This is a genomic window from Actinoplanes sp. NPDC049316 (assembly GCF_040677315.1).
GTDB lineage: Bacteria > Actinomycetota > Actinomycetes > Mycobacteriales > Micromonosporaceae > Actinoplanes.
Genome location: NZ_JBFAQM010000049.1, coordinates 1 through 14,205, shown reverse-complemented (window position 1 = coordinate 14,205; position 14,205 = coordinate 1). Strand labels below are relative to the sequence as shown.

The 14,205-nt window shown below is 66.8% G+C and carries 9 protein-coding genes and 2 pseudogenes; 8 read left to right on the top strand and 3 right to left on the bottom strand.

What is annotated here, in order from left to right:
• Positions 1-116 precede the first annotated feature (116 nt).
• The 6 genes from AB0K03_RS39520 (at position 117) to AB0K03_RS39495 (ending at position 7,222) form a co-directional block, all read left to right on the top strand.
• Complete coding sequence (locus AB0K03_RS39520) at positions 117-1,241, top strand: VLRF1 family aeRF1-type release factor (RefSeq protein ID WP_364696772.1); 1,125 nt, start codon at positions 117-119, stop codon at positions 1,239-1,241.
• A gap of 155 nt (positions 1,242-1,396) precedes the next feature.
• Positions 1,397-1,597: a hypothetical protein gene (locus tag AB0K03_RS39515; RefSeq protein WP_364696769.1), complete on the top strand. Its 201-nt coding sequence runs from the start codon at positions 1,397-1,399 to the stop codon at positions 1,595-1,597.
• A gap of 547 nt (positions 1,598-2,144) precedes the next feature.
• Positions 2,145-3,401, top strand: a complete 1,257-nt coding sequence (locus tag AB0K03_RS39510; RefSeq protein ID WP_364696766.1) for a delta-60 repeat domain-containing protein — start codon at positions 2,145-2,147, stop codon at positions 3,399-3,401.
• Positions 3,402-3,816: 415 nt separating this feature from the next.
• The gene (locus tag AB0K03_RS39505) at positions 3,817-4,674 is read left to right on the top strand and encodes an Acg family FMN-binding oxidoreductase (RefSeq protein ID WP_364696763.1); all 858 of its coding nucleotides are present in this window, start codon (positions 3,817-3,819) and stop codon (positions 4,672-4,674) included.
• Between the two features lie 191 nt (positions 4,675-4,865).
• Positions 4,866-5,333 carry a hypothetical protein gene (locus AB0K03_RS39500; RefSeq protein ID WP_364696760.1) on the top strand — a complete coding sequence of 156 codons (468 nt, stop codon included), beginning with the start codon at positions 4,866-4,868 and terminating at the stop codon, positions 5,331-5,333.
• A gap of 533 nt (positions 5,334-5,866) precedes the next feature.
• Positions 5,867-7,222: a glycoside hydrolase family 16 protein gene (locus AB0K03_RS39495; protein WP_364696846.1), complete on the top strand. Its 1,356-nt coding sequence runs from the start codon at positions 5,867-5,869 to the stop codon at positions 7,220-7,222.
• Between the two features lie 138 nt (positions 7,223-7,360).
• Here the strand turns inward: AB0K03_RS39495 and AB0K03_RS39490 are convergent, their stop codons facing one another.
• Entirely contained in the window at positions 7,361-8,155 is a 795-nt protein-coding gene (locus tag AB0K03_RS39490) for an IS5 family transposase (RefSeq protein WP_364696757.1), read from the bottom strand.
• Between the two features lie 127 nt (positions 8,156-8,282).
• On the opposite strand from AB0K03_RS39490, the pseudogene AB0K03_RS39485 reads away from it, so the two are divergent.
• Both AB0K03_RS39485 and AB0K03_RS39480 read left to right on the top strand, forming a co-directional pair.
• Positions 8,283-8,693 (top strand): annotated as a pseudogene (locus AB0K03_RS39485) (N-terminal phage integrase SAM-like domain-containing protein); the annotation flags it as partial.
• Between the two features lie 278 nt (positions 8,694-8,971).
• Positions 8,972-9,490 carry a site-specific integrase gene (locus AB0K03_RS39480; protein ID WP_364696844.1) on the top strand — a complete coding sequence of 173 codons (519 nt, stop codon included), beginning with the start codon at positions 8,972-8,974 and terminating at the stop codon, positions 9,488-9,490.
• Between the two features lie 453 nt (positions 9,491-9,943).
• On the opposite strand, the gene AB0K03_RS39475 is transcribed toward AB0K03_RS39480, so the two are convergent.
• Positions 9,944-13,180 (bottom strand): DEAD/DEAH box helicase family protein, encoded by a 3,237-nt coding sequence (locus AB0K03_RS39475; RefSeq protein WP_364696754.1) that lies wholly within the window; start codon positions 13,178-13,180, stop codon positions 9,944-9,946.
• 190 nt (positions 13,181-13,370) lie between these two features.
• Positions 13,371-14,105: pseudogene (locus AB0K03_RS39470) on the bottom strand (hypothetical protein); the annotation flags it as partial.
• Positions 14,106-14,205 lie beyond the last annotated feature (100 nt).

The window sequence follows — 14,205 nt, the reverse complement described above, 5'->3', positions numbered from 1 at the left end:
CTCATAGCGCCGTCCAGACATCGCGTTCCAATGTCCGTTCCGAGCGGGACTTCGGGCTCTGCCGGGCGCGTGGACGACACCCGTACGCTGGGCGGCATCTTCCGCGGAGGCGCGCCATGACGGTGATCCGCACACAGGACCTGCAGAACGTTGCCCGGCTGCGCGACCGTCTCGGGGTGCTGTCGGTGTACGTCACGGTCGATCCGCACCAGGCAAGTCCCGGTCCGTCGGCCGGGCAGCTGCTTCTGCCGCAGCTGATGGCCGGGCTGCGCCGCCGGATCTCCGACGCCGTCGGGCATCGCCGTGTGGCCGAACTGCGGCAGCGGCTCGACGTGCTCCAACCGGCCGTGGACCGGCTGCTCGACCCGGCGGCCCACGGCCTGGGCCGCGCCCTGTTCGCTGGGCTGGACCATGGCGACACCCACGAGTTCGCGGTGCAGGTGCCGCTAGCCGACACGGTGCGGCTTTGCGACACCGCTCACCTGTGGCCGCTCGCGGCGGCCTACAGCTCCGAGGCACCAGCCGGGATAGTCACGGTGTCGGGTGTCGGCGTACGCGTCCTCGACTACCGGCTGGGCCACACCGACGAGATCGCCGCCGCCGCATACGAGCCCGCCGCCGAGACACGCGAACTCGTCGGACCCGGGCAGGCCAGCTCCCGGCAAGGCCCGCGCAGCGCGGCACAGCGCGACCTACACGACCGCCGCATGACCGCCCACCTGCACAAGTTCTTGACCGACACCGGCGGCCGGCTCAACGCGCTCGCCCCGTGGCCCGACTGGAAGCAGATACTGGTCACCGGCGACGCCAACCTGGTCACGGCGTTCACCGCGGGACTGCCACCGGGCATGCACGCGGACCTGGTCACCGCGGCCCACACCGTACCCACGGCCCTGCCGCCCGCCCAAGTCGCCACGCTGGTGGCGGCCGACCTTCGCGACGCCCGCCGGCGCGCCCACCGTCGTCTGGCCGAGCAGGTCCGTGACGCCGCGTTCGCCGGCGAAGCCGCCACCTACGGCCCGGCTGACACCGCCCGCGCCGCCGCGCACGGCCGGGTACGGCATCTCCTGCTCGACGGCTCCCGGCCCTGGGCCGGCGACGCCACCACCGAGGACTCCGGACGGCGCGAACTGCTGGTCGAGCAGACCTACCGCGCGGGCGGCAACGTCACGCTTATCGACGCCGACGCAGCCGGGCCACTGGCCGGCGGCGAAGGCATCGCCGCGTTCCTGCAGCCCTAGCAGCGATATTCGGCGGTGACGCCCGGAACACCCTGCGATTTCGGACTGCCGACCGGCGCCGAGTGGCCCTACCGGCAAAGTGACCCCGCGCGCAACATTAAGCCGGGGATGGCACCGGATGACGGTCGGTACGCCGGCCGGGAGGAGGTGCGAGCATGGCCGCGAAGACGGCGCTCAAGGCGGAGATAGTCTCAGTGCTGCGTTCGAGGGGCCTGGAGGCGCGCGCCGACTGGTTTGACCGCGAACTGTCCGAGGTTGTCGACCTGCCGCACAACCGCAGCCTGTTGTCGACCCTCGGCATTGACCCAATGATGCTCGCCGAGGCAGACGACGTGTCGTGCGGACAGGATCCCTGAATCTTCAAGCCTCGGACGGCTGATCACAAGGAACTCGTCACGCCCCGCTGACATCGCGGACCGGCCGGATGTGCTGGCTGAGATCCCTAGGCGGTCGGTGAACCACCGGTGGCGAGCCGGGCCGCTGCCTGGAGCGTGTCGGGTTCCTCGAACAGATGGGAGGCGCCCAGCACGACGGCCAGCTGGTGTGGACAGCGTAGTCGCGAGGCGGCGCTGAGCACCAGATAGTCTAGGCCACCGACGATCAGCAGGGTCGGCGCCTCGACGCCTCGACGCTGGAGAGCCGGCCGACGGACTCACCGTCGCATACCGCGAAAATGAGAACGCGGCCGCGATACCCAGGTCGAATGCGGGCGGTGGGCCGTCGGGCCGTTGCCCGACCCCGCGGAGCTGTCACCACCGGCCGGCAGGACCTCGAATAGGGTCCTGAGACTCTTGCCCCACCGAGGCCGGCCCGTCGAACGTTGGGGGTTAGGAAACAGCGGGGAGCTTCCGGACCGATGAGGTCACGTACGGCGCAGTCGACCCGGGACGATGGGGTGATCGCATGTACGGCCGCTCGCCTTTCCTGGGCATGGTCACGTCTGCGCTGCTCAGCGCGGCGATGACCGGGACGCCGGCGGTCGCCGCGACGCCGGACGACTTGACGGTGCTGACGGATTTCGGAGGGCAGGATCTCGCTTACGCCATGGCGGTGCAGGCCGACGGCAAGGTCGTATCCGCGGGCCTGACCAGCACCGATGGTGAATACCGCGTCGCCATGGCACGCCATGATCCGGACGGCAGCCTCGATGCGACGTTCGGAGCGGGCGGCAAGGTCGTCACCGACATCGGCGATCACAGGTACAGCCTCGTCCGGGCTCTGAGCCTGCAGTCCGACGGCAAAATCGTCGCCGCCGGGGCGACAGACCAGGACGGACGGACGGTCCTCGCCCTTCTCCGGTACAACGTCGACGGCCGGCTGGATGCGACGTTCGGGACCGGCGGCGTTGCGCTTGCCGATGTCGGCGGTCAGGCGTACGGCGTGACGATGCAGCCTGACGGCAAGATCGTCGCGGCCGGTAGCGCGGACGCCGACTCCGTGCTGGTTCGTTACGACGCTGCCGGCCGCCCCGATCGTACGTTCGGCGCCGGCGGTGTGGTGTCCACCGACCTCGGCGGTGCGGACGAGACCCGGGCGGTGGCCGTGCAGCCCGACGGGAGGATCGTGACGACGGGTGTGGCGCAGGTCCGTGCGGACACCGACTTCGCGACGGCGCGCTACACGACCGACGGGGCGCTGGACACCAGCTTCGGCGACGGCGGCGTGGTGATCACCGATGTGCGCCGAGCGGAGTCCGACGACGACGCCCGCGACCTCGCTGTCCAGCCGGAGGGCTCTATCGTGGCCGCCGGAGCCAGCGCGGCAGGGCGTGGCACGAACGACGATTTCGCTCTGGTCCGGTATCGCTCCGACGGCAGCCTTGACCCTGCCTTCGGCGATGACGGCATGGTCGTGACGGACATCGGCCACGGCAGCACTGACAAGGCCCTGGCGGTGACGTTGCAGCCTGACCACCGCATCGTGGCAGCCGGAGTCTCGGGCCTGCCCCGTCTCGGCGACTTCGCCCTCGCTCGCTACGGTGGCGACGGCAGGCTCGATGTCACCTTCGGCGACGGCGGCACCATCGTCACGGATGTCACCGGCGGCACGGCCGACGACGAAGCCTTCGCAGTCGCCGCCGTCACCGACCACACCGTCCTCGCGGTGGGTGTCTGCCGGGTCGGCAACAGCGACTTCGCCATGGTGCGCTACCGGACGTAGAGCAGACGAGGCGGGATGGGCCGACACCTGGATCTGTCCGGCGACCGGCCCGGGTGCACAACCCGGCGCCGGCAACAGTGATGGAGGGCTCGCGCACGGTGCCAAAACGTGTCGTCGGACGTCCTGGATGCAACGCGGCTAGCGTCGACGTGAAGGTAGGACGGGCGCCGTGAACACATCGCGCACCGATGGCGACGACATGATGGATGATACTCGCGACCACAGCACCGGGCGGTCACCGAATCCCATGGAACCCTCTGCACCTGGGGGGTCATCCGAGCGCTCGGGCGGCACAGGTCTGGACCGGATCCAGGGTGCGGAGACAGCCGGAGAGGCGATGACTGCCTGTCTTCGAGCTGCAATTGCCGCTGTCTCGATCCACAACAGTCAGCCGTGGCTGTTCCGGGTACGAGGTATGGCCGTCGACGTCGCGGCCGATCCCCGGCGCCAGCTCCATGTCATCGATCCGGCGGGACGTGAGCTGCTGATGAGCGTAGGGGCCGCAATCTTCAACTTGCGTTTGGCGATCCGGCGTCACGGACGGTCACCTGTCCTACGACTCTCGCCGACGCTGCCGGGCTTGGAGTATGTCGCGCGGATCGTCGTCAGCGCGCGGGAACCCGCTACCCGCACAGTGCGTGAGATGGTGGCCGCGATTCCCCGACGGCACACGAATCGGCGACCGTACAGCGGACGCGCCGTCCCCGCATCAGTGATCAGTCAGCTCAAGGACGCGGCGGCGGTCGAGGGTGCCGTGCTGAGCGTGCCGGGGCCTGGTGAGCGCGACGCCGTTCTCGAGACGATTCGTGTCGCCAACAACCAGCAGGAAGCTGATGCCCGGTACCGCGACGAGCTCACCTTCTGGACGCAACCTTCGCCCGAGCGCGCCGATGGGGTGCCACGGTACGCCTTCGGGCCGCATGATCCCGACCGCACGATGCCTCTGCGTGACTTCGCACTCACCCAGCCAGGGGTACGTACGGGTCAGTCACCCTTCGAGGCACACCCGAAGATTGTCGTACTGTCCACAGCGGGCGACACCCCGAAGCATTGGGTGCGAGCGGGCCAAGCCCTCCAGCGCGTGCTGCTGACCGCAAGTGTGCATGGCGTCTCGGCGACCCCGATGACCCAACCCTTGGAGATCCCCGACCTACGCCGACTGCTCACGCATGCGTATGGCGACCATGCCGTACAGATGATCCTGCGGCTCGGATACGGCCAAGCGACTGCGGCGTCGCCACGGCGACCGCTGCGAGACATGCTGGTGACCTGACCGGTAGTGGCCGCGAGCTCTCGTCAGGCCGCTTGCGACCGGCCCGTCGTCCCCATGACCAGCGGCCCTACAGGTCCTCCGTCGCCAAGGCGAGTATGGAACGTACACAGAAATCCGATATATCGCGGCCAAGGTGGCTACGCCGCCCGAGGGCTGCACCACGATCGGTATGCGGTACAAGGAGAATGATCATGGCGCCGGACCGGACGCCGACGGCTCGACCACCCATCAGCTCGCATCCACGCGTGCCGGCCTGCCCTCTGCTGACCCGCTTGACTCCTGCCGTCCACACGATCCTGGAAACCCCGGTGATGCACGGCCTCATCGACTCACGCATTTGTGAATTGTGCTTCCCGTCACCGTCCACCGGACGCCCGGTCCGCATGGCGACCAAGTACGCCCGAACGTCGGACGACGTCGTTGTACTGGTAAGCCATGCCGACGGTGTCCGCTGGTGGCACGCCTTCGGCCGCCCCTACCCGGCCCGTGTCCTGATGCACCGGCAGTGGCGCCAGGGCCTCGGCTGCGCCGTTTCCACGGGGCGACCTGGGTGGCAGCAAGCGCACGACGTCTACACGCGCCGGTTCGGCCATTCCGTGGTCAAGGGCGCGGACATTTTCGTCGTCATCTCGCTGCGCCCCCGCCGACTCAACGCCTGACCCGATTGGCTGCGGCGCACAACTCCCGCAGCCTGTGGCGGAACACCCCAGGCGCCTCCTCCGCTGTGGCGGCGGCAGGAGACGGACGCCGTGATCTCCATCGACGGTACGTTCCGCTGCGCCGTCGTGGTACGCCCAGGACGTAAGCTGAGTCCCGCCGGGCCGACCTGACCGCCCGCCTCGAAGACGGCCGCGGCTGCCCATCTCCCGAAGCCCACACCGGCGAGCGGGTAAAGCGAACTTGCCGGTATTGGCAGGCAACGCGCCAGGGGTGCGGGGACGCCGGGTGACCAGGACCAGATACATGCTGCGCGGACGGGTGTCTTTCGGCCCGGCATCTTGGGACCGGCTTCCCTGAGGAATATTCCCGACGGCAGATAACAGTGGAGTTGTGCGGTCGGGTAGGGCCGCGTTACCCGAACGAGATGCGCGGTGACGGAATGCGCCCACAGACGCCACGGAGAGATCGGAAGTGGGCAAGCCTGCGGCGGGTTGCGTGGCGGCCCTTGTCCAGAAGAAAGCGACGGGTGGCGATGCTTGCCGCGGCATCGACACTCGCGCTCGGCGCGTCATCCTGGATGATTCTGGTCCGGGACGCGCCCGTTCGCCTTTCATCGTGGGCAACAGTGTTCCGCGATGACTTCGAGGGCCCTGCAGGCACTGGTCTCGCCCCGGAGGACTGGCTCTACGCCCTGGGCACCGGCTATTCCGGCGGTGCGCCGCAGTGGGGCACCGGCGAGGTGGAGACGATGACCGACAGCGTGGCCAACGTCGCCCACGACGGCACGGGAAACCTGACCATCACCCCCTTACGGGATCCGCAAGGAAACTGGACCTCGGGACGGATCGAGACGCGGCGCACCGACTTCGTGCCACCACCCGGTGGCCTCCTGCGCGTGGAGGCATCCCTGCGCCAGCCCGACGTCACCGGCGAGCAGGCCGCGGGTTACTGGTCGGCATTCTGGTTGCTCGGCGACGCAGCACGACCCGTCGGGGCCACCAACTGGCCCAGCATCGGCGAGATCGACATCGCCGAGGACATCAACGGACGCGGCTCACAGTTCGCCACCCTGCACTGCGGCGCCTTCCCAGGCGGTCCCTGCAACGAGCCCGTCGGCATCGGCAGCGGCGAACTACCCTGCCCCGGCTGCCAGAACGCCCTGCACCAGTACGCTGTCGAAATCGATCGCAGTGTCAGCCCCGAGCAACTGCGCTGGTACCGCGACGACCAACTCGTCTTCACCATCGACCAAACCCGCGTCGACACCGACACATGGACCCGCGCGCTGCACCACGGCTTCTTCATCATCTTCGACGTCGCCATCGGCGGCAGCTTCCCGGCAGCTTTCGGCGGCGGACCCACGCCCCAGACCCGCCCCGGAGCCCCACTGGTCATCGACCACGTCGCCGTGTCGCGCCGCGAGGCCCCCCCGCCACCCTCAACACCCCCGCCGGGGACACCCACAAACCCCGGCCCCCGCGATGCCTACGCCAGGATCGAAGGCGAAAGCGCCGACGAGCAGCACGGCACCCGCACCGAAGCCTGCGCAGACCTCGACGACGGCCTCGATGTCACCGCGCTCAACAACGGCGACTGGCTACGCTTCGACAACGTCGACTTCGACCCCGGACCGGCGACCCAGCTCTACGCCCGGCTGGCCTCCGGCGCACCACCCGGCGTCAGCGGGCTCCTGCAGATCCGCCTCGACGACCGAAACGCCGCGCCGGCCGCCTCACTGGCCATCGCCGACACCGGCGGCTGGCAAAGCTGGCGCACCGTACCCGCCAACCTGTCCGGCGTCACCGGACGGCACACTGTCTACGTCACTCTCACCAGCGGGCAACCCGCCGACTACGTCAACCTCAATTGGATCTCGTTCGGTCGATGATGTTGAGCCATAGTTCGCCCCCTTCGCCGCGTCCCCTCTCCTCGACGGAAGACGCGGTCGGGCCCGGCCGCCGGCACTCGGCGCAGCGCACGACCTGAGCCCGCTCTCCGGCTTGGAATGGCCGCGCGCAGACCGTGATCATGAACGGCGAGCCCGTAGCCGGTAGAGCTGCGGGTCGAACTTGGGTGGACGCCCACCGCGGGAGCCTTTGGCTTTGCGGTGGGCGTCCTGGTCGCTCTTGCTCGGGATGCACGCCTTGATCCCGCGCGAGCGCAGGTGGCCGCGGTTGCCGCGGCTGGTATAGGCCTTGTCGGCCAGCACCAGCACCGGCCGGCTGCGGGTCCGGCCGACGCCGAGCCGGCTCACCCAGATACGGGACAGGACCGCGACGAACTGCGGGCTGTCGCCGCGATGGCCGGCGGTGACGATCACCGACAACACTTTCTGACCCTGTTCACAGGCCAGATGGGTTTTAGTGGTCAGCCCGCCACGGGAACGGCCCAATGCGTGGTCGGCTGGCTCATCGTGGACCCCGGGTGGTTCCTTCTGCAGGTGCCCGCCGGAGCGAGCACCCGCGGCGTGCTGGTGAGCACGGCTGGTCATCGAATCCACGCTGACCGTCCAGTCGATGCGGCCCTGTGCGTCGCCGTGGGCCTGCAACGCTGACAGGATCCGGTCCCAGGTCCCGTCTCGCTGCCAGCGACGGAACAGTCCGTAGATCGTCGGCCAAGGCACGTACTCGGCCGGCACGTCACGCCACGGTGCACCGATCCGGATCCGCCACCGAATCCCATCGATCAACTGCCGTTTCTCCCACTTCGGCGGCTGAGACGCGACCGGCGGCGACACGGCCCGCATCAGGGGATCGGGTAGAGCCTCGACCTCACCGTGCACACCGGTCGTCCGCGCCACGAGGAGCGCGACGCACTCCACCCCTTGATGATGCGACAAGCATCAGCGTCACACGCTGGGATGACTTGGAGGGTTGTCGCGATGTTGTCGCAGCCGAACGGGGCACAGGTAGAGGTGACAGAAGCTCACGTCTACCGAGGAGGACGTCATGCGACAGACTCCGAACCGGGGCCGTGTTTACCGCTGCTGCGCCTGCCGCGACAGCTCCGGCAAACTGCTCGGCCCCCGCTGCCCGAAGCTGTCCAAGGCCCGGCACGGCGGCTGGGGTTTCGCCGTCGACCTGCCTAGCCTGGACAAACGCCGGACCATGCGCCGCACCGGCTTCGCCACCAAGACCGACGCATCGGCAGCCCTGAGCCATGTGCTCGAGTGCGAGCGTGCCGGCGTCATCCTCGACGACAGCGAAACGGTCGCTGGCTACCTCACCCGCTGGCTCGAGACCAAGACACCGACCCTCAAGCCGAACACCGTGAACCGCTACACCGCCTACATCCACAACGACCTCATCCCGGCGTTCGGCGCCGTGGCCCTGGAGCGGCTCACCCACGCCCACGTCGCCCAGTTCATCGCGGGGGAACTCGCCGCCGGCCGGGGCCCGGTCACGTTGCGCCGCTGCGTCACGACGCTGTCGAGCGCGCTCAACGACGCCCGCCGCAACCACCGGCTCCCCCACAACGCCGCCCGCTTCGCCAAGATCCCGCGACCGCCGCGGCCCGAACTCAACTGCTGGAGCACCACCCAGGCCAGCGCGTTCCTGCGGCACTGCCGCACCGTCGAAGACCCCCTGGCGGAGCTATTCGAGCTGATGATCTGCACTGGGATGCGTAAGGCGAGGTTCTGGGTCTGCACTGGGCCGACGTGGACCTGGACGCGCGGATGTTGTTCGTGCGCTGGACGCTGGTCAGCGTCGACAACAGCCGCAGCATGTTCAACGCGCCCAAGACCACAGGCAGCCGCGCCTGGGTCGCGCTGTCTACTCGGGCGATCGAGGCGCTGCAGCGGCAGCGCCGCTGCCAGCGTCGCCAACAGCTGGCCGCCCGCCACTACGACTATCTCGACCTGGTACTCACCCGGCCGGACGGGCAACCACTGCGGCCGCAGTACGTGCTCGACCACCTGCGCCGGCTCACCGTCGACGCCGGGCTGCCGGCCATCCGGGTGCACGACCTGCGGCACATCGCCGCCACCATCATGATCAACCAAGGGGTGCCACTGGCCGTGGTGTCCAAGACGCTGCGTCACAAGAACGTGGCCACCACCATCGACCTCTACGGCCACCTCACCCCGGATGCCGCCGCCGACGGGGTGAGCGCCACCTGCGCGGCCCTGAACGCCGCCGACGCCCAAGCCGCCTGACGCGGGTGTAAGATCCGTGCAGGCGTGCGACAGCGAGGCGACAACAAAAACCTCCAGCGACCGCAGGGAATATGCCGGAATCGGCATATTCCCTGGTCACACTCGGTCGGGCTGACAGGATTTGAACCTGCGACCCCTTGACCCCCAGCATTTAGAGGGCCCAGCGACGTGCTAACAAACGTTTTACCAGGTCGCTGAAAAGTATACTCGGCCGAGTAAAGGTGTCCAAGGGCTTACCTCTTCCGTGCACATCCTCATGGTACTTGACCTGCATGTTCATGGCTGCGCTTGTTCAGGCGCGATGCTCTCAACGCTTCCGGCTCGCCCGTGGCGGTGTTCTTCGACCTGCCGACGAGGCTACATCTTCCCGGCCCACGACACCGTTAATCCGAGGACTTGACTCGGCACTAGCGTTATAGCGTGGTGACCATTTCCTTCAGGTTTGCACCGCCGCTATGGACTGCACCAAACTATGAGCGGCGCTTTGATTGTCGTATTGAGATATGCCTGCGTCGAGGCAAGGAGGTTGAGTTGCTGCTGAGTGACCTTGGTCGCTGATAGTCCCGGCTGGACGATCACCATCTCCATCTTGCGTCTGAGGACGGTCGCCTTTTCTTGGACTTTGTAGAGGGTCTTGATGTTGCCTACCTCGAACGGGTTGACTCCGCCCCTGCGGTACTTCTTGCGTGCGCGGTCGTCCAGGGCGTGGAAGAAGGGGTGTAGATCCCCGCGGCGCCACATAACCGACTTTTGGGTTTGGCCGCAGACTTCGTAGAGGTCCTCGACGCGGGCCCCGGCTGTCGCCCCGTGTGAGTATTTGCAGTGCACGAGACGGATCAGCAGAGTGTCTTTAATGATGCGGATGGCGACGACGTCGGCGATTTCGCCGCTTCCGTCGTCGTCGATGATGAGGTCCCAGGGTTCGGGCTCTGCTTTGAGTTCGTTGATCGTCCGGTACTGGATGGAGTCGGTAAGGCGGTCTTTGGTTTGGGATTCGACCTTGAGGTCGGTGCCAGTCCAGTTGAGGGGAATGAGTTCTTTGCGGTCGAACGGAGGCCGGTCCCAGGTTGGTTTGTAGAGCAGGTCGCCCTCGATGATGCGATCCTCGTCGAGGATGAGGATCAGGCCGTTGTGGTTGAGCCAGTCGCTCAGGCTGAGTTCGGAGCGGGCCCTGACTACTGTGATCTCGTCGTCGGTGATGCAGCGGTAGCGCAGGTGGCCCTGCTCGACGGTGGCCTCGTAGGTCGCCGTCCAGCCTTTGGTACGGACGTCGAAGCGGAACGGTCCTTCGGTGGTTGTCGTGTCGGGTACCAGGTCGGTGTAGACGGCCTCGTAGACCAAGTCGTTCAGAGAGAGACGCACTGTGTCTGCTTGCATGGTGTGCAGCTGCCAGGGCCACTCGGCCGCAAGGAGAGTTCCGCTGGGCCGACCAGTTAGGCGTTCGGGCAGCAGGAACTGGCCGATGACCTTCTCGATGCTGATCGTATCGTCGAACAGTTTTTCTCCGACGGTGTCGCACCAGTCGCGCCAGTGTTTGAGGTCTCGGGCGGTGGCGTGGGACCAGATGCGGCCCTTGAGCGACGCGCTGATGCTGACGCGCTCGCCTTCGCGGTAGCCGCCGCCGGAGATGTTGGTCTGTGACTTGGTGCCGGCTTCGGCTTGGGTGAAGCTGGCGGTGACGTCGGAGCCGACGTGCATGGAGAAGCGGCGGAATTGGTCGTGGGCGTCGAGGACCCCAACGTTGGTCGGGATCAGGCGGTCGATGTCGGCCATGACGCGGTAGACGGTTGAGCCGGTGAATCGGGTGGCGCCGGGGCCGAGGAGGGCTTCGGCGAGGTCTTCGAAGACGCCGTCGTTGGCGGAGTTGTTGATGTAGAGCAGGCGTCGGTCGCGGTCGAAGTAGAGGGCGTAGAGCTCGTAGGTGACTTCTTCGATGTTTTTGAGGTCGCCCCAGCTGACTTCGTCACGGTTTTCGATGACGAACCAGGCGATGCCAGCTTCGACGTTGAGCCCGAGCGGCTGGGTGTAGAGGCGCTCTTCGCCGAAGAAGTCGATGACGTTCTCGGGTTCCCATTCGTCGCTTGGGGCGCGGTAGACGACGGTGCTCAGCTTCGGCAGGAGGCTGCGTAGGGCGACCTCATCCGGAAGGCTGGTGAAGCCCTCCTCGAAGTCGCTCGCGTCTTGTTGAGCGTCGACGGCGGTCTCAGTGAGGTTGCGCAGGATCAAGTTCCAGTCGGAGTCTTCGGCATAGAGGGTGCGCAGGCGCTTATCGACGTCGATCTCGGAACGGGCGACGAAGACGGAAGCGTCGCCGTATTTTCCGCTGGATGAGGTGCGTGCGAATCGGCCGATGAACTGCAGGGTGACGCCGAGGCTCTTCTGTGGCTCGTGCACCGCGGCGACCTTCAGCGACGGTAGGTCGAATCCTTCGCCGAGCATGTTGACGCAGACGACGATGCGGGAGCGGCCTTCGCGTAGTGCCGCGATGGCCTCGGTCTGCTGCTTCTTGGGCATCTGGTGGTTGATGATGATGGAGAACAGGTCGGCGGCGAGTTCTTCGTAGAGGGGCTGAATATCCTTGGCGCGACGGATGCCGCCGACGCGGGCCATGAGTACGTGGTCAAGGCCGGCGGCGAGATCGGCGCGCAGCTTGGCGATGCTTTGTTCGGCGACCGCCCGGTCGAGGTTGTCGAAGTCGATGACGGCGGTGTAGTCGATCTGAGAGAAGTAGCCCTGGGCTTGGGCTTCGCGGAGCGGGAATGCGTAGATGGTGCGGCCCTGCAGGTGTTTTCCGTCTTCGCGGAACGGTGTCGCCGTGAACTGGACGACATCCTTTTCGGTGAAGTGTTCTCGGATGTTAAACCACGTGCGTGCGGCGACGTGGTGGGCTTCGTCGACGAACAGGTGCGAGCAGGTGGCGGTCATCGCCTCGAGTGCTTCGGGCTCGCAGGCGTTCAGCACCTGCGGGGTCGCGACGATGACGTTGCACGCCTGAGCGAAATCTCTTGCTTCTTCGGCGTTGGTGAAGCCGTGCTGTACTCGTCCGACGTTCGGTCGCAGCGCCTTGGGGGTGACGATGCCGAGTTCCTGCAGTACGCCTAGTGTCTCGAACTTGCCGGCGATCTGCTCCCGGAGTGCGTCGGACGGCACCAGGACCAGAAGACGTTGCAGTCGCGCGGCGACCAGTAGGGCGAGCATCGTTTCGGTCTTGCCGGTTCCTGTCGGCATGACGACCGTGGCCGGCGTGGTCCGTTTTGTCGTCCAATAGCCGAGGACTGCATGCAGGGCGCCCCGTTGCGGCGACCGTAGGCCCGGATTCTCCCTGTTGCCCTCGTTGTAGGTGATGGCATCTTGGTAGGAGTCGAGAACGGCCGAGGGATCTTGTCGAGGTAGGAGAGCCGGCTTGCGCCAGGAGGCGTTCGTCAGCGGGTTACCAGCGGCTGTTCCCGGGGGAAGGGCGAGCCAGAGGACGTCGTCGCCGAGGGGCCGATCGCTGCTCGATGCGGGCCAGTTGCCGTAGTTGTTGGCCGCTCGTAGCTCGCCGTTGTGGACGGCGGCGGCCGGGAACGTGCTCGCGGCGACGAGGAGTTGTCGGACGCGGTTGCCGCCGAAGGTGTCGGGCCGTGCCCAAACAGAAGGGGAGCGCCAGCCCTTGTGTTCGCGCCCTTCGCTATTGCCGACCGTAGTCATCGATGGTCAAGATCTCACGACGCGGTAATCATGCGTTAATTGACATAAAGCTATCGTATTGATCCATTGCCGCCATCAAGCGCATGAGAGAGTTTCACTTTAGATCGTGCTTTCGAGGCGATCACGTGAGCGCGGGAATTGGATCTTAGTCTTATGGTTTGAGGTGGGTTGTCGGAGCACCCGGCGACTGTCAGCCAGTGATGACCTGGTGGCGGCGGAACAAGTCGGCGAAGAACTGGGAGAGCAGGCTGCGGGCCCGCTCATGATCGCGAAGATCGTGGGCGCCGAAGCGGTGCACTTCGTAGCCGGCCAGGGTGAGGTTGCGGCTGTCGGCCATGGTCCGCGCATAGGTCGCCGGGTCCGCGCGCCCGTCGATGGCGTAGTGCGTCTGGCCGTCAACTTCCAGGACGATGCGGCCGCCGCCAGGGACAAGCAGTAGGAAGTCCATGCGCAGGTGCAGCAGTGCGGCGGCGCCGCGCTGCTTGACGGTCTGGGGATCCCAGTGCAGCCAGACTTCCGGTAGCAGGGCGGGAAGGTCATGCGCCCTGTCCCGGTGGATGTCGTGGTAGAGGTCGAACAGGAGCTGTTGCGGTGGGGAGCTGGCGGGCAAGCTCTGACGCAGGCGCCGGTACAGATCGATCTTGGCTTGCTCGTCACTTTCGGTCGTGCGGGTGTCCCGCCACCACGCCTGCAGATCACGCCAGCGCACCCCATCGGCGCCAATCGGTCGGTCGTAGACCAGCACGGCGTCGGCGTTGCTGACGATTTCGATGTCGTTGTCGATCGCGTCGCTCAGCCGCAAGTCCGGCTTGACGGGCGAGGCGAAGATCAGGTTCTTGGGCCGCCCGGTGCGGGAGCGAGCCGTCAGGAGGGTGAAGACCGGATACCCCTCGATGGCGCCGGTTTCCCGCAGTTCCAGGCCTGCGTCGGCTAAGGCGTGTTTCGTAAGTCCCGCTTAGCCGGTACGAGGTCACGGCGTGGCGGTGATTCATAACTGAAGAGGTCTCCGGTAAGAGGGTTCAACG